Here is an 18,199-nt window from a genome sequence, read left to right as displayed (position 1 = left end):
TCACCCGCCCGCGGCCCCGTTCACCGGTTCTTGGCGGTGAACGTCAGATGGGTGACGCCGGAGGGCGTGGAGACCGCTTCGATGTGGTACGTCGCCTCCAGCGCCTCCAGGCCGTCCCAGAGCCGGACCCCCCGGCCGAGCAGGATCGGAACCTGGACCACGTGCATGTGATCGACCAGGCCCTCGGCGAGGAAGTCGCGGACCACCGAGGGGCCGCCGCCCAGGCGCACGTCCAGGCCGTCGGCCGCCTCGCGGGCCGTCTTGAGCGCCTCGGCGGGTGAGGTGTTCAGGAAGTGGAACGTGGTGCCGCCCTCCATCTCGATCGACGGCCGCGGCCGGTGGGTCAGGACGAAGACCGGCGTGCGGAACGGCGGGTTGGCGCCCCAGGCGCCCCTGTAGCCGGGGTCGTCCTGCCAGCCGGGCGGGCCGAACTTGCCGGCGCCCATGATCTCGGCGCCGATGCCGGGAGCGTGCATCGCGGCGAACACGTGGTCGGCGCCGACGCTCCCGGCCTGGCCGCCGGCCCGCTCGGTCCAGAACCGGGTGGCGAACATCCATTCGTGCAGGCGCTCGCCGGCATGCCCGAACGGGGCGTCCGGGGCCTGACCCGCTCCGGTGGCGAAGCCGTCGATCGAGATCGAGAGGTTGTGAACGCGTAGCTCGGACATCGGCGTGCTCCTTCGACGGTGAGCTTCATGGCGAACACCAGCATGCTGCCTTCCCCTCAGGCCGTGTAGTGGCCTCTTCGCGCAAACTGTTTGAAGTATTATAGTCACAATCAAACAGTTGGAGGTGGCTATGTCCGACCATGCCGCCCGGGGGCGCCTGCGCCGCCTGGTTCTCGCCGCTCTCGGCCCGCCGCTGGTGGTGCTCGTGCCGATGGTGCTGGTCGCCACGCTGGGCGAGCGCCTGCCCGAGAGGGTCACCGTGCACTCCTGGTCGTTCGGCACCCGGATCGGCTTCACCTGGCAGGAGTGGTCGGCGCAGCCGGTCTTCGGGATGATGGTGTGGGCGCAGGCGCTCCTGGCCGTGGCGTTCCTGACGTACTGGTATGTGCCGCTGGGCCAGCGCCTCGTTGTGGCGCTCGGCTGGACGGTCGGCCTGCTCATCCCGGTGGCGTACGGACTGTGGGCCCTCGGGCTGACCTCCTCGCTCGGTGGCGAGGTGCGGCCGGGCTGGCCGATGGCCGCGCAGGTCGCGGGCACGGTGGCCGCGTTCGCGCTGGGCTGGGTGGTGGCCGGGCCGCTGCCGCGGCATCCGGAGACCGACGTGGTTCCGCCGCCGTGGTTGCGAGCCATGCCGATCGGGGCGGCGCAGCGGGTGATGTTCGTGGCCTGGACGTGGTCGGTGCGCAGGCTCGTGAGTGGTGCGATGCTCGTGGGCCTGGCGATGTGGCTGGGCTTCTGGCCGCTGCTGGCGTGGGCGGTGTTCGAGGCCGCACAGGCGCGTACCCGGCTGCAGATCGACGCCGGCGGCCTCAGCGTGACGCTGCCGTGGCTGGGCCTGCGGCGTACGGTGCCGTGGACCCGCGTCCGGCACGCCGACGTGACGAGCGAGCCACCCAAGGGCCGCTACAAGCTGGACGACGGCAGCTGGGGCTGGGGCGCGCTGGCCGGGAAGGGCCCGGTGCTGGTGGTGTCGCTGTCCGACGACCGGCGCCTGGTCTACTCCACGAGCCAGGCCGGCACCGCGGCCGCGCTGGTCAACGGCTGGCTGCACCGCCTCCGGGCGGGCTCGTGCTGATCACCGTGGACTTCGCCTCCGCCCAGCCGCTGTCGGACCAGGTCGCGGGCGCGGTGCGTACCGCCCTGGCCGACGGTACGGCGGCGCCGGGCGACCGGCTGCCCTCGGCCCGCAACGTCGCCGCCAGCCTCGGCATCAACCTGCACACCGTGCTGCGCGGCTATCAGCAACTACGCGACGAAGGCCTGGTGGAGCTGCGCCGGGGCCGCACCGCGGTCATCTCGGGCACCACCGACCAGCTGCGCCTCCGGCTGGAGGCCGCCGCACGGGAGTTCGCCGCCACCGCCCGCCAGGCCGGTGCGAGCGACGAGCAGGCCATGGCCGCCGCCCAGGCCGCGCTGCGCGACCTTTCCTGATCACCCGGCGTGCCCGGCGCGGTGTGGCGCCGGGCACGCGGGTGGCCCGGGTCAGGTGGGGGGTGTAAGCAGCCTGCCCAGGGCCGGGAGGTGGACTATCCGGTGACGAGCGTCAGGCCGTAGGTCTGCAGGATCTCGTTGACGGGCTGGTGGTACGTCGTTCCTCCGCTGGTGCAGTTGCCCGAGCCGCCGGAGGTGACGCCCTGGGCCTGGCTGCCGGAGATGAACGAGCCGCCGGAGTCACCGGGCTGGGCGCACGCGCTGGTGCGGGTCAGGCCGGTGATGGTGCCTTCGGGGTAGCGGACGGAGGCGTTGTGCTGCTGGATGGTTCCGCAACGCCATCCGGTGGTGGAGCCGGAGCGGCAGATCGAGGCTCCGACGGAGGCCTGGGTCGAGCCGCGGACGATCACGTTCTGGCCGCCGGACCCGCGCACCCACGGACGGACCGTGTTGCCCGGGGCGGCGACCCACGCGTAGTCGTTGCCGGGGAACGACGAGCCCTGGAAGGTGCCGGTCGGCTGGGTGGTCCGCGCGCCGGTACGGCCGCAGTGGCCGGCGGTCACGAAGCCGGGGGTGGAGCCGCGGGTGACGGAGAAGCCGATCGAGCACCGGGTGCCGGAGCCGATGTAGTAGGCGGCGCCGCCGACGATGTTGATGAACGGCCGGGGGCTTTCCGCCGACGTGGTGATCTGGACGGCGCTCCTGTCGACGCCGGCGCGGGTGACGAACGCGTCGGCGGCCCGCTGGGTGGGGGCGGCGACGACGACGGTGTTGGTGCTGACGTCGACGTACCAGAGGCTCGCCCGTCCGGAGGCGGCGCGGTCGAGCTGGTCCTTGACGGCGTTGAGCTGGGCCAGGGTGCGGGAGACGACGACGGGCTGAGCGCCCTGGGCCTCGATCGACGCGACGGCGGCCTGGTCGGTGGTGGCGACGTTCAGCCGGGAGGCGTCGGCGTTCAGCCAGGCGCCCGCGTAGCTGGCGCCGAGCTGGGCGGAGAGCCTGGCCTCGGCGGCGGCGGCGCGCCGCTCGTTGGCGAGGCGGGTGTGCACCTGCTGTTCGGTGAGACCGAGGTCCCGCTCCATGGCGTCGACCATGGCCGGGGGCGCCTGCTCGGGGGCGGGGGACGGCGGCTCCGCGTGGGCGGCGGTGGCCAGGCCCGTTAAGCAGAGCGCCGCGACGGTGGCACTGGCGAGCACGGTTTTACTCGACATATCCACTCCTTTTTGGGGGTGGTGTCAAGCTAGCGGCTTCGCAGCCCCAAAAAGGCCCCTTCATCCCGCCATGAGCGTCCGTTGAGTCGCCGTTAAGGATCGCACTGTCAAGATATATTGACAGAGTCGCGAGCGTCAATATATCTTGACAGCATGAACGACGATCCCGCGGTGGGGCTGAAGGCCGTGGTGGCCCTGCGCAAGCTCGCCGACCATCTGGAAGCGCTTCACGTGCGCAACGCCAGGCAGCGCGGATGGTCCTGGCAGGCGATCGCCGACGCGCTGGGCGTCACCCGGCAGGCCGTACACCAGAAGCTCGCCCAGCGGACACAGGACTAGGAGCCGCACGATGTTCGAGAGGTTCACCCCCGACGCGCGCCAGAGCGTGCTGGCCGCGGCGAGCATGGCCGCCGAGTCGGGCGCCGCCAAGGCCGAGCCCGACCACCTGCTGCTCGCCCTGTCCAGGGCGGGCGGGGCGGGCGCCGACATTCTGAGCGGCCACGGCGTCACCGCCGACGATCTGACCGCGGCCGCCCGGGGCCCCCGGCTGCGCGCCGGGCTCACCGACGACGAGGCCGACGCCCTCGGCGCGGTCGGCATCGACGTCGAACAGGTCTTCCGCCGCATCGAGGAGACCTTCGGGCCCGGCTCGCTCGACCAGCCGGACTCGCCGCCGTCGCGCAAACCCGGTCGCGTCGGCGGGCCGTACAGCCCGCAGGCCAAGAAGGTCCTGGAGATCAGCCTGCGCGAGGCCAGGGCGCTGGGCGCGCGCGAGATCGGCACCCCGCACCTGCTGCTCGCGCTGCTCCGGCTGGGGGTGTCCCCGCCGCTGGCGGCCGTGCTGGCCGGGCACGGGGTGACCTATGACGGGGTACGGCGCGGCGCCGGCGGGACGGCGTGAACACCAGAGCGCTGCTGGGCTGCGGCGTCGTCGCCGGCCCGGTGTTCGTCGCCTCGTTCCTGCTCCGGGGCGCGTTCCTGGCGGACTACGACCCGCTCCGGCATCCGGTCAGCTCGCTCGCGCTGGGACCGGCCGGATGGGTGCAGTCCGCCACCTTCATCGGGTGCGGCCTGCTCGTGGTCGCCTTCGCCGTCGCGCTGCGGGGCCTGTGGGGGCGCCTGCTGATCGGCGTCTGGGGGCTCAGCCTGGCTGGCGCCGGGGTCTTCGTCACCGACCCGGTCGGCGGCTACCCTCCCGGCACTCCCCCGCTGTCCGACTACACCACCTCCGGCCTGCTGCACGACCTGTTCGCCATCCCCACCCTCCTGGCGCTGCCGCCCGCCTGTCTTCTTCTGGCCCGCCGCTTCGGGCCCGCGTGGACGGTCTATTCGCTCGTCACGGCGGTGGCGTTCCCCGCCCTCTGGATCCTGGCCGGGCTGGGCTTCGAGCAGAACCCCTCGCTGGTCGAGGTGGCGGGCCTGTTCCAGCGAGCCGCGATCATCACCGCGTGGGCCTGGATCACCGCGCTCGCCGTGGCCCTGAGGCGAGGCGCGCCCGCGGGTATCCGGGATCAACCGCTTCCCCCGCCTGGCGCTCGCGCCCGGTGACAGCGGCCCCCGCCGACGCCCCGACTTCGCCCTGCGCGGCCTCCGCGTCACTCTCCAGCCCGCCCGGCCGTGAGCCGATCATGCCGAGCCTGAGCGATCAGGCCCGCCACGAGAACCTCGACCGAAGCGGTTGCGCGTCAACGCGGAGCCCCCGCCCATGTGTCGGGGGGCGCGGGTGGGGTCAGGCCGGCGCCGCTTCTGTCGTGGCGGGGCTGACGCTCACCGGGCGCCGCCGGATCCGGCCGGGAACGCCGCGCGCAGTGCCCCGACGGGCGTGCTGCCACCTCTGGCGCCTCAGGTCGGTCATCGCGTGTCGCGGATCCCGAGAATGTAGGTCGCGGTCAGCGCGACGGCACGGTCCTCGTCCTGGGACAGGTCCGCCAGAGCTTGGGACGCGGTGGTTCCCGGGATGTCGGCCAGCGCCTGTGTCAGCCGCAGACGTGCCGGCGGTTCGACGCCTTCGCGGGCGAGGCGGTCCACGAGCCTGGCGGCGATCCGTTTCGCCGGCGCGGGACGGCTCGCCAGCGCGCTCAGGGCGTCGGCGGCGCCGACGTCGTTGGTCACCTCGACGACCATGTCGATGAGCGTCGGGACGGCCTCGGCCACTCCGCGTGCTCCGAGCGCCAGGGCCGCGTGCCTGCGTACCACGAGGTCGGGGTTGGTGAGGGCCTGCCGCAGCAGCGTGGTCGACCCGTCGTTCGTCAGCTCGGCGATCGACTGGACGGCGCGTTCGCGCACCTCGGCCGCCGGTGAGCCGAGGCCCTCCGCCAGCAGGGCCAGCCCGTCCTCGCCCGACTGCGCCAGCGCCCAGCGAAGGGCTCCGGCGACGTTCGGGTCCGCCTCGTTCAGCGCCGCCTCGACCAGGGCTTCCACCGGCAGCGCGGCCTCTTCGACCGAGGACAGGGCCGCGCTCTGGCGCTTGCCGGCGCTCTTCGAGCCCAGCGCCTGCAGGAGCGCGACGATCTGGAAGACGTCCTCCCAGCCGGTGGGTTCCACGGCGTCGATCCGGCGCAGGCGCGTGAGCAGTTCCGTCTCGGCCGCGATGCGTTCGCGCGTCTGGCGGATGAGGCCGGCGACGAGTTCGGCGGGCGTGAAGGCGGGGTCTTCGAGCGCCCGCCTGACCTCACGCAGCGACAACCCCAGGGAGCGCAGGCTCTCGATGTGGAAGATCCGCTGGATGTCCCGGCTGGAGTACTCCCGATAGCCCGCGTCGCTACGGCCGGTCGGCCGCACCAGGCCGAGCGCGTCGTAGTGCCTGAGCATGCGGGCGCTGACCCCGGACCGCCGCGCCACGTCACCGATCAGCACGGCCCGTCACTCCTCCCCGCCGGCGCCGCCGAGGGCCACGACCCGCTTGGCCTCCTCGATCGCGAACGCGAACCCGGCGTCCGGGTCGCGCAGCAGCCGCTCCGTGGCGAGCGCGTGGGCGCGTACGCGCGGGTCGGGGTCGGTCGTCGCGGCGCGCACCGTGGACACCATCGCCTCGCCGAGCGCGACGAGCGCCCGGCTGAGGCTGAGCTGCGTCTCCCGTTCGCCGCGTCCGAGCTGGGTCGCCAGCACCGCGGCCAGCTCGGGCTCCTCGCCCGCCGGCACGAGCACGACGGCGGCCCGCCACGCGCTGCGCGCCACCTCGTCGTCGGCGTCGGCCAGCAGCGCCAGGGTGATCGCCGGCCACGCCCGCCGGTCCCCGATCTTGGACAGGGTGTGCAGCGCCTGGCTGCGTGCCTGCGTACGCTCCGAGCGGAGTTCGCCGAGCAGCTCCGGGACCGTCATGGACGCCGGGTGGCGGGTGAGCGCCCACGTCAGCATGTCGCGCACGTAGAACTCGGGCTCGACCGCGCTCCTTTCGATGAGCCTGCCGACGAACCGCGGGTCGGGGGCCGTACCGACCGCCATCGCCGCCCGCAGCCGCACGGACGAGCTGTCGTCGTCCAGAGCCTGGAAGGCGCGCGTCGCATCCGTGTCCTGGTTCTGCGTGGTCATCGGGACCACCTCCTCGGCAACCAGTGAAGACCTTGTCACTGTGTCAAGGTCAAGCAGGGTGTTCCCCGCCGGGCCGCCACCAAGCCCCGGCCGTCGAGGAAGATCGCGGGTGAGCTGCGGGTTTCAGCGCCGTTTCAGCGTCACGGCCGCGGCGGCCGACACGCTGCGGGGGTGACTTCGCAGCACACGATCACGGATCCGGCGGCGCTCAGCGTGGACGGCCGGCCGATGACCGTCCGCGACTTCCTCGCCGCCTGCGCGCGCGGCCTCGACCCCGCCGCCGAGATCTCGCCGGAGGACGCCCGGCTGGCCGGGTGGCGGGCGGCGTTGCTGGCCGGCGGCCTGCCCGCCGTACGGGCGATGGGCACGGACGCGACGTTGTGGACGCAGGCGGGCCTCCGCCCGCGGATGCTCGGAGCGGTGGAGGAGCGGACCGGACGCCGGCGAGCCGGCGGGGGCAGGTCAGTGTGAGGGGCTGAGCCCGGCCAGGTTGTGCCAGAGTTCGTAGCCCACGAACGCCAGCACGGGCAGGCCGAGCGCCGCCAGCAGCCGCGTCGGCCACACGACCGGCGCCGCCTTCGGAGCGGCGGGCGGCGTGCGGCGCAGCGGCCGTGGTTCGGGGGCCGCGGTGAGCTCGGGATGGCGCGACAGGAACCCGTACGGCAGGCAGGTCACCTGATAGGCGCCGCACCCGGGGCAGCTCACGCTCACCCAGGGCGGCTGGACGGTCACCGAGCCGCGCTTCCACACGCGGATCTCCCCGCCGTGGTGATCGTCGGAGACCGTCCGGACGCTGTAGCGCTGTTCCCACATGTGCTGACACCGGTGACAGCCGAAGGACCAGACCTCTTGGCTGCTGAACTCCTCGTGCACAGGATCACCCCCGGGCAACGACGCGCCGACGACCCGAGTGTGCGCCGGGCCCGGCAGCCGCGCAAGACGACGGTAGGTGTCACCCGGAGCCACCAAATGCTCACCAACTGTTCCTGGCTTTCCATCGTGCACCCGGGCTCCACGTCGGCGATCTTGAACAGGCCGAGGCTCTCACGGGGCCACGGCGGGCGGCGCGGCCGGTGTACGCGAGGGTCCTCCTAGGCTGGTGGCCATGCGGATTGAGGTGCTGGGGCCGGTCCGGGCCTACGGCGACGGCGGGGCGCCGATCGACGTCGGCGGGACCAGGGTGCGTGCGCTGCTGGCCAGGCTGACCCTGGCCGGCGGCGAGGTGGTGCCGGTCGATTCGCTCATCGACGGGCTGTGGGGCGATCTCCCGCCCCGCGAGAGCGTCAGGGCGCTGCACGCGCTGGTGTACCGGCTGCGGCGGGCGCTGGGCGACGGCGAGATCGTCGAGCTGGCCTCCGGTGGCTACCGTCTGCGCGTACGCGCCGAGGACGTCGACGCCGGCCGGTTCGAGGAACTGGCCAGGCAGGGGCGTGGCGAGCTGGCCGCCGGCGCCGGAGGCAGGGCCGCCGCGCTGCTGGGTGCGGCGCTGGCGCTGTGGCGGGGCGACGCGCTGGCCGACGTGCTCGACCTCCCTTTCGCCGGGACGGCGGCCGCCCGCCTGGAGGAACTGCGCGCCGCGGCCACCGAGGACCGGTTCGAGGCGGAGCTGCTGCTGGGTAACCACGGCGAGATCCTGGCCGAGATGGAGGCGGCGGCCGCGGCGTATCCGCTGCGCGAGCGGCTGGCCGTCCTGCGGATGCGGGCTTTGCACGCGGCGGGCCGTCAGGTCGAGGCGCTGGCGCTGTATGAGGAGGTGCGCCGCACGCTCGCGGAGGACCTGGGCATCGACCCCTCCGAGGAGCTGCGCGCGGCGCATCTGGCGGTGTTGCGTGGCGAGAGCGGGCCGTCGCGGCGCTCGCGTGCGACGCCGGGCCGGCTGCCGGCCCCGCTGACCGGCTTCGTCGGCCGGGACGAGGAGCTGAAACTGCTCGGCGGGCTGCTGGACGGCTCGCGGCTGGTCACGGTCGTCGGTCCCGGAGGAGTGGGCAAGACCCGGCTGGCGGTGGAGGCGGTGAGCCGGCACCGGGCCCATCGGCGCGGCCGCGTCTGGCTCGTCCCCCTGGCCGGGGTGGACACGCCGGCCGGTCTGCCCGAGGCGGTGCTGGGCACGGTCACCGCGGCCGAGGCGCTGCCGCCGGGCACGCCGCTCGATCGATCGGTCGCCCTGCTCGCCGGTGGCGAGGGCGTGCTGGTGCTGGACAACTGCGAACAGGTCTCGGAAGCGGTGGCCGGCTTCGCCGGGCACCTGCTCGAACGCCTGCCGAACCTGACCATCCTGGCCACGAGCCGGGAGCCGCTGGAGGTCGTGGGTGAGGCGCTGTGCCGGCTGGCCCCGCTCACCCTGCCCCCGGCCCACGCCGATCCGGTCCGCGCCGCGCGGGCGAGCGCGGTCCGGCTGTTCCTCGATCGGGCGGCCGCGGTACGGCCCGGCTTCGCGCTGGAGGAGCCGACGGCGGGCCCGGTGGTGGACATCGTGCGCCGGCTCGACGGCCTGCCGCTCGCCCTGGAACTGGCCGCGGCGCGGCTGCGCACGATGGACGCCGGTGAGCTCGCCCGGCGCCTGGACGATCGTTTCCGGCTGCTCGGCACCGGCAACAGGACGGCCCAGCCGCGGCAGCGCACGCTGCGCGCTGTCATCGACTGGAGCTGGGACCTGCTCACCGACGAGGAGCGGACCCTCGCCCGCCGGATGTCGATATTTCCTGCCAAGGCCGGTCTCGGGCAGATCGAGGCGGTGTGCGGTGGAGACGCGGCGTATCTGCTGGATTCGCTGGTCGACAAGTCGATCGTGGAGCGGGCCGGTGACGGCTACCGGATGCTGGAGACCATCCGGACCTACGCCGCCGGGGAACTGCGCTCCGCCGAGGAGCGCGAAGCCGTACGGCGAAGGCTCACGCGCCACTACGCCGGCCTGGCCGAGCGGCACGAGCCGCTGATGCGCGCGCCCGGACAGGCGGAGTCGCTGCGGTTGTTCGAGTTCGAGCACGACAACCTCGTCTACGCCCTCCAGGCGGCCGTCGAGGACGGCGACGCCGAGGCGGCGGCCCGGATCCTCGGCCCGCTGTACTGGTACTGGGACATGCTGCGCTATGACGGCCGGGCCGACGTCTACGTGGCCAGGGTGCTGGAGTTCGGCGACGCGCTGCCGCCGGCGGCCAGGGCCGCGTTCGCCACGATCCACCTGCTGGCCGGTGAGGCGGACGCCGGGCAGGTGCGGGCCGCGGTCGAGGACTGCGCCCGGACGGGCGCGCTGCGCCGCTATCCGATGCTGCTGACCATGACGCTGACGGCGGCCTTCATGGCCGGTCTCGACGACCTGGTCGACCGGGAGACGGCCCGGGTCAGGGAGGGGTCCGACGACTGGGCCGTCGCGCACACCCACCTGGTCGAGGCGCTGCGCGGCCGTACCCGCGGGGACTGGGCGGGTGGCGCGAGCGCCGCGGCGCGGGCGTTGCGCGCGTTCGAGCGGGCGGGCGACCGGTGGTGGACCGCGATGATGCTGAACGGCACGGCCCAGATCCACGGGATCGAGGGCCGCGACGACGACGCGGTGGCCGACTTCGAGCGCGGCATCGCGATCAGCGGCGGCCTCGCGTGGCAGGAGGAGATCTCCTCGCGGCTCGGGCTGGCCACGCAGCGGATGCGCGCCGGCGATCTGAAGGGCGCGGGCGAGGACCTCGCGTCGGCGTGGCAGGCGGCCGGGGACCGTGGGCGGCCGATGCTGGAGATCCAGGTTCACGCCTGTTCGGCGGAGCTGTGTCGCCGCCAGGGCGAGCCCGGCCGGGCCGACCGGGAACTCGACCGGCTGGAGCGGGTGGCCCGCGAGTGGTCCCTGCCCGAAGCGGCGAGCCAGAGCCTGCTGCTGCCCGCCCGAATGGCGAACCTGCTCACCGCGGGTGACGCCGCGCGGGCGCGCGCCCTGCTGCCCTCGGCGCTCCGGGCGGCCCAGGCGAACCTGGACCTCGCGCCGGCCGCCGAGTTCCTGGCCCGGCTGTTGTCGCTGGAGGGCGATCCGGCGGGCGCGGCCACCGCGCTCGGGATGAGCGAGGTCATCCGCGGCACCTTCGACCGCGGTGATCGGGAACTGGGCGCGTTCGCGGCCGGCCTGATGGAACGGCTCGGCCGTACCGGCTATGCCAGGGCCTACGAGCGGGGCGCCGGCCTGCGGCGGGACGAGGCGATCGACACCGTCATGAGGTCTGGCCGCTGAGGCGGATGATCCCGCGTGAGGCGGCGACGGTCACCGCGGCGGTGCGGTCGTCGACGCCGAGCTTGGCGAAGATGTGCAGGAGGTGGGTCTTGACCGTGGCCTCGCTGATGCACAGGTGGGCGGCGATGGCCTTGTTGCTCATCCCCTGGGCGACGGCGTCCAGGACCTCGATCTCGCGGCTGCTGAGGGCGCCGGGCGCGTCGGCCCGCGCCCACGACAGCACCCGGGTGGCGATCGCCGGCGACAGCGCTCTCTCTCCGCGCGCCGCCGCCCGGATCGCGTCGAACAGCTGCTCGCGGCGGGTGTCCTTGAGCAAGTAGCCGATGGCTCCGGCGTCGATGGCGCGCGAGATGTCGCTGTCGGTGTCGTAGGTGGTCAGGACGATCACCTTGGCGCCTGGGTCGTGCTCGCGGATCCGGGTGATCGCCGTCGCGCCGTCGATCTCGGGCATCTGCAGGTCCATGAGGGTGACGTCGGGGCACAGGTCGCGCGCCAGCCGTACCGCGTCGGTGCCCGACACGGCCTCGCCGACGACCTCCAGGTCGGCCTGGGTGCCGAGCATGGCACGAATGCCGTCGCGCACCACCGGGTGGTCGTCGGCGATCAGGACGCGGACGGTCATCGCGCCCCGCTCAGCACCGCGACCGGGACGCCGGCCACGACCGTGGCGCCCGCGCCGGGAGCGCTTTCCACGAGCAGGGTGCCGCCGAGCTGCTCCATCCGCTCCCGCATGATCGACAGGCCGTGTCCCGAGGCGGCCCGCTCGGGATCGAACCCGCCGCCGTCGTCGTGGACGTCCAGCACCACCAGGTCCTCCATGTACGACAGGGTCAGCGTGACCTGTTCCGCGCCGGCGTGGCGGCGGGCGTTGGCGACCGCCTCCTGGGCCACGCGCAGCAGTTCCGCCTGGACGTGGGCCTCCAGCGGCCGGAGCACGCCGGTGATCACGGTGTGCGCCTGGACGCCGGTCTCCTCGCGCAGCCGGGCCGACAGCCGCCGCAGAGCCTCAGGCAGGCCGCACTCGTCGAGGTCGCCGGGCCGCAGCGCCCCCACCACGCGGCGGCTTTCGGCGAGGTTCTCCCTGGTCACCCGTAGCGCCTGGCTGAGGTGCTTGTTGTCCGGGAGGGTCGCCTGCGCCGCCTCCAGCAACATCACCACGCTGGCGAACCCCTGGGTGAGGCTGTCGTGGATGTCTCTGGCCAGCCGCTGGCGTTCGGCCGCCACGCCGGCCTGCCGTTCCGCCGCCGCCCGCGCCTCCTGCGCCGCCTGCAGCTCGTCGATGAGCCGCTTGCGTTCGGCGCTCTGCTGGGCGACGGAATGGAAGTATCCGACCGCGGCGCCCGTGCTGATCGCGACCAGCGCGCTGATGACGATCTCGGTCCAGGTGATCGACCCGGTCGCGTGATAGCGGTGCCACAGCCAGCCCCCGGCGCACGACACCACCGCGACCAGCCCGACCCGCACGGCGTCCATGCAGTACGGCGCGAGCACGCTCAGCCCGACCACCAGGAAGGAGGAGTCGACGGCGAACAGCCCCAGCCAGATCAGCCCGCCGCCCAGCACGTACGGCAGCGGCACGTCACCCGCGTGCGGCGTGCGCAGCACGAACCACACCGCGTACCAGGCGGCCAGCGCGGCCACCAGCACCACCGGGAGGACCTGTCCTCCCTCGATCACGGGTCCCGCGGAGGTCAGCACCAGCCACGAGGCGAAAAAGGCGTGCTGCCACCGGCGCCGCGACCGCTCCCAGGACTCCACACCGCCGACGATATTCAGTCGTCGGCCTGATGCGCATCAACCAGTTGACTGATCGCACAATCGGCGTACCGCTCGATGCGGGCGCGGCCGTGGCGGAACCAGACTCGACGGCGTGACAGCCATCCCCAGCCCGTCCCAGGCCGTCTGGCATCTGGGCCCGATCCCGATCCGCGCCTACGCCCTCCTGATGGTCCTCGCCATCCTCGCCGGCGCGTGGGTGACCCGGCGCCGCTGGGCCGCCCGCGGCGGCGATCCCGGCGCGGTGGGCGACATCGCCACGTGGGCGGTGCCGTTCGGCCTGGTCGGCGCCCGGATCTACCACGTGGCCACCGACTGGCAGCCGTATTTCGGTCCCGGCCGGGATCCGCTGCGGGTCTTCGCGATCTGGGAGGGCGGCATCAGCATCTTCGGCGCGCTCGCCGGTGGCGCGCTGGGTGTGTGGCTGGCCTGCCGCCGGCGCGGCATCCCGCTGCGTGACTTCGCCGACGCCGTCGCTCCCGGGATCGCGATCGGGCAGGCGATCGCCCGCTGGGGCAATTGGTTCAACCAGGAGCTGTACGGCGGGCCGACCACCCTGCCCTGGGCGCTGGAGATCGACCTCGCCCACCGGCCGCCCGGCCTGGAGTCCACGGCCACCTACCATCCGGCGTTCCTCTACGAGTCGCTGTGGAACCTGGGCGTGGCCGGCTTCGTCATCTGGGCCGAGCGGCGTTTCCGCCTGGACCGCGGCCGGACGTTCGCCCTCTACGCCGCGGCCTACGCCGCCGGCCGCGCCTGGATCGAGTGGTTGCGCATCGATCCCAGCTACCACCTCGCCGGGCTGCGGCTCAACGACTGGACGGCCCTGCTGATCTTCGCGGCCGCGGTCGTCTACCTGGCGGTCACCAGGAAGCCCACATCTCGGCATCACTGATGACCGCCGCGGGCGTGTCAGTCGCCCTCGTGGGCGTGGTGGCGGGTCCAGGCGGCCCAGTGGCCGGCGTAGCGGCCGCCCGCCTGCCTGAGGTCGTCGTGGGAGCCGTCCTCCACGACCCGCCCGCCGTCCATGACGACGACGCGGTCGGCGCCGGCGGCCTGGGTGAGGCGGTGCGCCACGATGAGCGCGGTCCTGCCGTCGATGGCCTGCTCGACGGCCCGCTCCAGGGTACGCGCGCCGGTGCTGCCGGCCTCCGCGGTGGCCTCGTCGAGCACGGCCAGGGCGGGGTCGGTCAGGACCAGGCGGGCCAGGGCGAGCTGCTGGCGCTGGGCCCCGGTGAGCCGGTGCCCGCCCTGGCCGACGACGGTGGCCAGGCCGTCGGGCAGCGCCTCCGCCCACTCCAGCGCCTCGACCGTGGCCAGCGCGGCGCGCAGGTCGTCGTCGGTGGCCTGCGGGCTGGCCAGGCGCAGGTCGTCGGCGAGGGGCCCGGCGAAGACGTGGACCTCCTGGGTGACCATCGCGATCCCGGCCGGGGCGCGCACCGTGCCGGTGGTCGGCTCGTGCACCCCGGCGACGATCTTGGCCAGCGTGGTCTTGCCCGCGCCGCTCGGCCCGACCAGCGCGACCCGCTTGCCCGGCTCGATGTCCAGGTCGACGCCATGCAGCACCGGGCGGCCCGGCTCGTAGGCGTGGCCCAGGCCGCGCACGCTGACGCCCTCGCCGTGGGTCTGCCTCGGGGCCTCGGCGGCGACGTCGGCGACGCCGATCAGCCGGGCGAGGCTCGCGGTCGCCGCCTGCGCGTCGTCCAGCAGGGCCAGCGCGGTGTTGATCGGCCCGAACAGGTTGAGGAAGTACAGGGCGGCGGCGGTGGCCGTACCGACGGTGACCGCGCCCTCGCCCACCAGCAGCACGCCCGCGGCCAGCACCGCGGCCAGCCCGATGTACTCGCCGATGTGCAGGCGGCTGTAGAAGCGCAGCATCAGGTGCACGCCGCGCATCGTCAGCTCCACCGCGGCGCGCGAGCGGCCGTCGACGCGCGCCAGGTGGTCGGCCTCGGCGCGCAGGGAGCGCACCGTGGAGGCGCCGGCGAGCGTGTCGAGGAGCTGCTGCTGCTGCTCGCCGGTCGCGACGCGCTGCGCGGCGTACAGGGGTACGGCGTTGCGCACGTACCAGCGCCCGGTGTGCAGCTGGACCGGGATGGCCAGCAGGGCGGCGACCATGAACCGCCAGTCCAGCAGCGCCATCGCCACCAGGGTGAGGACGATCGACAGCAGCGAGCGGGCCAATGCGGGCAGCGCGGAGCGCACGGCCTCGGCGACGCGGGCGACGTCGCCGGTCACGCGGGAGGTGAGGTCGCCGGAGCCGGCCCGTTCGACCCGTTCCAGCGGCAGGGCCAGGGCGCGTTCGACGAAGCGTTCGCGCAGTTCGGCCAGCGCGGTCTCGCCGAACCTGGCCACCAGGACGAGTCCCCAGGAGGTCAGCAGGCCCTGGACCACGCCGACCAGCACCAGCAGGGCCACCGGGGTGGTGAGCAGGGTGGCGGGCTGGCGCCCGGCCACGAGGTCCACGACGTACCCGAGAAGGGGCTGGACGAGCAGGCCGACGGAGGTGGCGACGATGAGCAGGCCGAAGCCCGCCGCGGCGACGGCGCGGTGCGGACGGATGATCTCCCGGACGGCGGCGCGGGCGCGGGCCGGGGTGGCGGTGGGCAGCAGGTCTTTCACGCCAGCACCGCCTTGCGGTAGTCGGCGTTGCGCTGGAGCAGGTCGGCGTGGGAGGCGTCGTCGGCGACGCGGCCGCCGTCCAGCAGCAGGACGCGGTCGGCGGCCGACAGCAGGGCGGGGCTGGTGGTCACCACGACGGTGGTCTGCCCGTGGCGCAGCCGCCTGACGGATTCGGCGATGTGCGCCTCGGTGACGGCGTCGACGGCGCTGGTGGGGTCGTGCAGGACGAGGACGGGGCGGCGGGCGTCCAGCGCCCTGGCCAGGGCGACGCGCTGGCGCTGGCCGCCGGACAGGGAGCCGCCGCGTTCGCCGACCGGGGTGTCGGGCGGCACGTCGGCCGCGCCGGCGGCGGCCAGGGCCTCCGGGGTGCCGCCGTTGTCGGCGACGGTTCCCTCGAACAGGACGGCGTCGTGCTCGGCGACCAGCACCGCCTGGCGCAGCAGGGCGGGGTCGACCTCGCGCAGGGGTACGCCGTCGAGCTCGATCGTGCCCGATTCGGGGTCGCCGTGGCGGCCGAGGCAGTGCAGCAGGGCGGTGGCGGCGGCCGGGTCGGTGGCGGCCACGCCGACCAGTTCGCCGGCGACGATGTCCAGGTCCAGCTCGCGCAGGCCGCCGTGGGTGACGCCGCGCAGCCGTAGCGCGCCCTTGATCTGCGCGGGCAGCTCGGCGCCCGCGCCCGCGACCGCGGGCGGGGCCGACAGCAGCGCCGCCACGCGGGTGGCGGAGGCTCGGCCCTGGGCGAGCTCGGCGTTGACCCACGCGAGCATGTACAACGGGCCCTGCAGGAACAGCGCGAGCCCGACCGCGGAGACGAGCTGGCCCAGGGTGATCGTGCCGTTGGCGGCGAGCGTGCCGCCGGCCAGGGCGAGCAGCGCGATGAACGCGCCGGTGAGCGCGATCACGACGCCGTTCTGCAGCGCTTCGGCGCGGGCGGCGCGCAGGGTGGCGGCCAGCGAGGTCCGGCTGGTGTGCCGGTAGCGCTCGACCGCGGCCCGCTCGGCGCCCAGGCCCTTCAGCACCCTCAGCCCGCTCACCAGGTCGGCGGCCACGCCCGAGGCGTGGGCGGCGCTCTCCTGCTCGACCGCGCTGCGGCGCTCCAGCGGCTTGCTGAGCAGGTGGCCCAGCCACAGCAGCGCCGGCGTGCCCACCAAGACGATCAGCCCGAGTTGCACGGACGTGGTGAGCAGCACCACGCTGGCCACGGCCAGGCCGGTGAATCCGGCGACGCCGGTGAGGACCGCCAGCAGCACCATGCCGACCCGGCGCGCGTCCTCGGTGGCGATCCCGGTCAGCTCGCCCGGCAGCCGGTCGCGGTCGGCGCCTCCGCCGGGGTGCAGCACGCGGGCGACGATGGCCGAGCGCAGGTCGTGTGCCGCCTCGGTGGCGGCCCGCTCGCCGGCGCGGGCGCCGAAGCGGTAGCTGAACGACAACCCGACGTAGACCACGGCCAGGACGGCCAGCCACACCAGCAGGCGGCTCCAGCTCGCCCCCGCCACGGCCTGGTCGATGGCCAGTCCGACGAGCACCGGCACCAGGGCTTCGCCCGCCTGATGCCCCGCTCCGAGCAACGAACCCGCGATCAGCCTGCTCCGCTGACCTCTGATCGCCCCCGAGAGGACGTCCCGACCTGACCGCACCTGGCACTCCTGCAAGACTCGACAAAGATTAGGCAAGGCTAACCTGAACACGGGACCTTGATCGAGGGCGGGGTGCCCGGTATAGGTTAGGTAAGCCTATGCTAAGTTCCCGGGGCGATATCGTCTCACCACCGGAGACCCCATGCCGTACAAGCGTCTCGTCCCCCTGGCCGTCCTCGCCCTCCTCGCCACCGGATGCGGCTCGGGCTCCGGCGAAACCGCCGCCGCCGCGGTCACCACGATCAAGGACCCCAAGGGCCACGCCGTCGCCATGCCCGCGCGGCCGAAGGCCGCACTCGGCTTCTACACCACCGACGTCGACATCCTGATCACGCTCGGTATCCCGCTCGCCAAGAGCCAGCCCATCCGCGGCGACAGCGGCTTCACCACCTTCCCCGACTACTTCCCGCAGGAGCCGCTCAAGGGCGTCAAGCCGTTCCCCAACTACCCCGAGTACAACTACGAGCAGACCCTCAAAGCCGAGCCGGACTTCATCCTCAACGGCCTCGGCTACGACGACAAGGTGCACCCCCGGCTCGGCCAGATCGCGCCGACCTACACCGTCGACGCCTTCGACGGCAAGAACTGGGAGGTCCACTTCAAGCGCACCGCCCAGGACCTCGGGCGCGCCGACCGGTACGACGCCTGGAAGGGCACCTACGACAAGCAGGTCGCCCAGGCCAAGGCCGACATCGCCAAGGCCGGCAACGCCGACCTCACCGTGGCGACCTTCGGCTACTGGGAGGGCAACGGCAACATCGCCTGCTACGCCGGCGTGGCCTGCAAGGCCTTCGACGACCTCGGCCTGAAGCGCACCCCGCTCAGCGACGACGACAAGCTCACCATCAGCCCCGAGCAGATGGGCAAGCTCGCCGACGTCGACGTCGTCTGGGTCTCGGTCGGCGTGGGCGAGGAGGGCAAGAAGGAGCTCGCCACCATGCTCGGCACCCTGGGCCAGAGCCCGGCCTGGCGGGCGCTGCCGTTCGTGAAGAACAAGCGCATCTACACCTACAACATGGAGATCGCGTACGGCTCGCCGAGCGGCCAGCAGGCCTTCGTGGAGCAGGTGCGCAAGGACCTCACCGCCAACCCGAACCTGGCCGGGTGAGGCGG

Annotated in this window: 18 protein-coding genes; 9 read left to right on the top strand and 9 right to left on the bottom strand. The window is 73.7% G+C overall.

Annotation, left to right across the window (positions count from 1 at the left end):
• Positions 1-20: 20 nt before the first annotated feature.
• The gene (locus ACIBHY_RS25935) at positions 21-668 is read right to left on the bottom strand and encodes a dihydrofolate reductase family protein (protein WP_397307934.1); all 648 of its coding nucleotides are present in this window, start codon (positions 666-668) and stop codon (positions 21-23) included.
• A 130-nt stretch (positions 669-798) separates the two neighbouring features.
• Between ACIBHY_RS25935 and ACIBHY_RS25930 the strand changes: the two genes are divergently transcribed.
• Together ACIBHY_RS25930 and ACIBHY_RS25925 are read left to right on the top strand one after the other, a co-directional pair.
• Complete coding sequence (locus ACIBHY_RS25930) at positions 799-1,743, top strand: hypothetical protein (protein WP_397307933.1); 945 nt, start codon at positions 799-801, stop codon at positions 1,741-1,743.
• Positions 1,737-2,099 carry a GntR family transcriptional regulator gene (locus ACIBHY_RS25925; RefSeq protein ID WP_397307932.1) on the top strand — a complete coding sequence of 121 codons (363 nt, stop codon included), beginning with the start codon at positions 1,737-1,739 and terminating at the stop codon, positions 2,097-2,099. Before ACIBHY_RS25930 ends, ACIBHY_RS25925 begins: the two co-directional genes overlap by 7 nt.
• 95 nt (positions 2,100-2,194) lie before the next feature.
• Here the strand turns inward: ACIBHY_RS25925 and ACIBHY_RS25920 are convergent, their stop codons facing one another.
• The gene (locus ACIBHY_RS25920) at positions 2,195-3,310 is read right to left on the bottom strand and encodes an alpha-lytic protease prodomain-containing protein (RefSeq protein WP_397251030.1); all 1,116 of its coding nucleotides are present in this window, start codon (positions 3,308-3,310) and stop codon (positions 2,195-2,197) included.
• Positions 3,311-3,463: 153 nt separating this feature from the next.
• Here ACIBHY_RS25920 and ACIBHY_RS25915 point away from each other — a divergent pair, with 153 nt between their 5' ends.
• The 3 genes from ACIBHY_RS25915 to ACIBHY_RS25905 are packed head-to-tail and all read left to right on the top strand — an operon-like array spanning position 3,464 to position 4,858.
• Positions 3,464-3,649, top strand: a complete 186-nt coding sequence (locus ACIBHY_RS25915) for a hypothetical protein (RefSeq protein WP_221340737.1) — start codon at positions 3,464-3,466, stop codon at positions 3,647-3,649.
• Positions 3,650-3,659: 10 nt separating this feature from the next.
• Positions 3,660-4,211, top strand: coding sequence for a Clp protease N-terminal domain-containing protein (locus ACIBHY_RS25910; RefSeq protein ID WP_397251032.1), 552 nt, complete (start codon positions 3,660-3,662; stop codon positions 4,209-4,211).
• A complete protein-coding gene (locus ACIBHY_RS25905; protein WP_397307931.1) occupies positions 4,208-4,858 on the top strand; it encodes a DUF998 domain-containing protein in 651 nt (216 codons plus the stop codon). The genes ACIBHY_RS25910 and ACIBHY_RS25905 overlap by 4 nt, the downstream gene beginning before the upstream one ends.
• A gap of 303 nt (positions 4,859-5,161) precedes the next feature.
• Here ACIBHY_RS25905 and ACIBHY_RS25900 read toward each other — a convergent pair whose 3' ends face one another.
• On the bottom strand, positions 5,162-6,166 hold the full coding sequence (locus ACIBHY_RS25900) for a HEAT repeat domain-containing protein (RefSeq protein WP_397307930.1): 1,005 nt from the start codon (positions 6,164-6,166) through the stop codon (positions 5,162-5,164).
• Positions 6,167-6,172: 6 nt separating this feature from the next.
• Positions 6,173-6,841 carry a HEAT repeat domain-containing protein gene (locus tag ACIBHY_RS25895; protein WP_397307929.1) on the bottom strand — a complete coding sequence of 223 codons (669 nt, stop codon included), beginning with the start codon at positions 6,839-6,841 and terminating at the stop codon, positions 6,173-6,175.
• A gap of 171 nt (positions 6,842-7,012) precedes the next feature.
• On the opposite strand from ACIBHY_RS25895, the gene ACIBHY_RS25890 reads away from it, so the two are divergent.
• Positions 7,013-7,312 carry a hypothetical protein gene (locus ACIBHY_RS25890; RefSeq protein ID WP_397307928.1) on the top strand — a complete coding sequence of 100 codons (300 nt, stop codon included), beginning with the start codon at positions 7,013-7,015 and terminating at the stop codon, positions 7,310-7,312.
• On the opposite strand, the gene ACIBHY_RS25885 is transcribed toward ACIBHY_RS25890, so the two are convergent.
• Entirely contained in the window at positions 7,304-7,654 is a 351-nt protein-coding gene (locus ACIBHY_RS25885; RefSeq protein ID WP_397307927.1) for a hypothetical protein, read from the bottom strand. The genes ACIBHY_RS25890 and ACIBHY_RS25885 overlap by 9 nt on opposite strands.
• A 292-nt stretch (positions 7,655-7,946) precedes the next feature.
• On the opposite strand from ACIBHY_RS25885, the gene ACIBHY_RS25880 reads away from it, so the two are divergent.
• A complete protein-coding gene (locus ACIBHY_RS25880; protein WP_397307926.1) occupies positions 7,947-11,051 on the top strand; it encodes an AfsR/SARP family transcriptional regulator in 3,105 nt (1,034 codons plus the stop codon).
• Here the strand turns inward: ACIBHY_RS25880 and ACIBHY_RS25875 are convergent.
• Both ACIBHY_RS25875 and ACIBHY_RS25870 read right to left on the bottom strand, forming a co-directional pair.
• Positions 11,032-11,673 (bottom strand): response regulator, encoded by a 642-nt coding sequence (locus ACIBHY_RS25875; protein WP_397307925.1) that lies wholly within the window; start codon positions 11,671-11,673, stop codon positions 11,032-11,034. The genes ACIBHY_RS25880 and ACIBHY_RS25875 overlap by 20 nt on opposite strands.
• Complete coding sequence (locus ACIBHY_RS25870) at positions 11,670-12,809, bottom strand: sensor histidine kinase (protein WP_397307924.1); 1,140 nt, start codon at positions 12,807-12,809, stop codon at positions 11,670-11,672. The genes ACIBHY_RS25875 and ACIBHY_RS25870 overlap by 4 nt, the downstream gene beginning before the upstream one ends.
• Before the next feature lie 112 nt (positions 12,810-12,921).
• On the opposite strand from ACIBHY_RS25870, the gene lgt reads away from it, so the two are divergent.
• Positions 12,922-13,722, top strand: coding sequence for a prolipoprotein diacylglyceryl transferase (lgt, locus tag ACIBHY_RS25865; RefSeq protein ID WP_397307923.1), 801 nt, complete (start codon positions 12,922-12,924; stop codon positions 13,720-13,722).
• Between the two features lie 17 nt (positions 13,723-13,739).
• Here the strand turns inward: lgt and ACIBHY_RS25860 are convergent, their stop codons facing one another.
• Positions 13,740-15,449: an ABC transporter ATP-binding protein gene (locus ACIBHY_RS25860; protein WP_397251052.1), complete on the bottom strand. Its 1,710-nt coding sequence runs from the start codon at positions 15,447-15,449 to the stop codon at positions 13,740-13,742.
• On the bottom strand, positions 15,446-17,086 hold the full coding sequence (locus ACIBHY_RS25855; protein WP_397251054.1) for an ABC transporter ATP-binding protein: 1,641 nt from the start codon (positions 17,084-17,086) through the stop codon (positions 15,446-15,448). Before ACIBHY_RS25855 ends, ACIBHY_RS25860 begins: the two co-directional genes overlap by 4 nt.
• A 142-nt stretch (positions 17,087-17,228) precedes the next feature.
• Between ACIBHY_RS25855 and ACIBHY_RS25850 the strand changes: the two genes are divergently transcribed.
• Positions 17,229-18,194, top strand: coding sequence for an ABC transporter substrate-binding protein (locus ACIBHY_RS25850; protein ID WP_397251056.1), 966 nt, complete (start codon positions 17,229-17,231; stop codon positions 18,192-18,194).
• Positions 18,195-18,199: the final 5 nt, after the last annotated feature.

Origin of the sequence: Nonomuraea sp. NPDC050547, assembly GCF_044457345.1 — a bacterium.
In the GTDB taxonomy this organism is placed as follows: Bacteria; Actinomycetota; Actinomycetes; order Streptosporangiales; family Streptosporangiaceae; genus Nonomuraea.
Note: the sequence above shows the minus strand (reverse complement) of the source record. Positions and strands in the feature narration are given on the sequence as shown.

What these genes read in the sequence shown, in the direction of transcription:
- ACIBHY_RS25875 (WP_397307925.1), bottom strand. Translation starts at nt 11,673, where the DNA reads ATGACCGTCCGCGTCCTGATCGCCGACGACCACCCGGTGGTGCGCGAC.
- ACIBHY_RS25910 (WP_397251032.1), top strand. Translation starts at nt 3,660, where the DNA reads ATGTTCGAGAGGTTCACCCCCGACGCGCGCCAGAGCGTGCTGGCCGCG.
- ACIBHY_RS25895 (WP_397307929.1), bottom strand. Translation starts at nt 6,841, where the DNA reads ATGACCACGCAGAACCAGGACACGGATGCGACGCGCGCCTTCCAGGCT.
- ACIBHY_RS25850 (WP_397251056.1), top strand. Translation starts at nt 17,229, where the DNA reads ATGCCGTACAAGCGTCTCGTCCCCCTGGCCGTCCTCGCCCTCCTCGCC.
- ACIBHY_RS25930 (WP_397307933.1), top strand. Translation starts at nt 799, where the DNA reads ATGTCCGACCATGCCGCCCGGGGGCGCCTGCGCCGCCTGGTTCTCGCC.
- ACIBHY_RS25920 (WP_397251030.1), bottom strand. Translation starts at nt 3,310, where the DNA reads ATGTCGAGTAAAACCGTGCTCGCCAGTGCCACCGTCGCGGCGCTCTGC.
- ACIBHY_RS25880 (WP_397307926.1), top strand. Translation starts at nt 7,947, where the DNA reads ATGCGGATTGAGGTGCTGGGGCCGGTCCGGGCCTACGGCGACGGCGGG.
- ACIBHY_RS25915 (WP_221340737.1), top strand. Translation starts at nt 3,464, where the DNA reads ATGAACGACGATCCCGCGGTGGGGCTGAAGGCCGTGGTGGCCCTGCGC.
- ACIBHY_RS25885 (WP_397307927.1), bottom strand. Translation starts at nt 7,654, where the DNA reads ATGTGGGAACAGCGCTACAGCGTCCGGACGGTCTCCGACGATCACCAC.
- ACIBHY_RS25935 (WP_397307934.1), bottom strand. Translation starts at nt 668, where the DNA reads ATGTCCGAGCTACGCGTTCACAACCTCTCGATCTCGATCGACGGCTTC.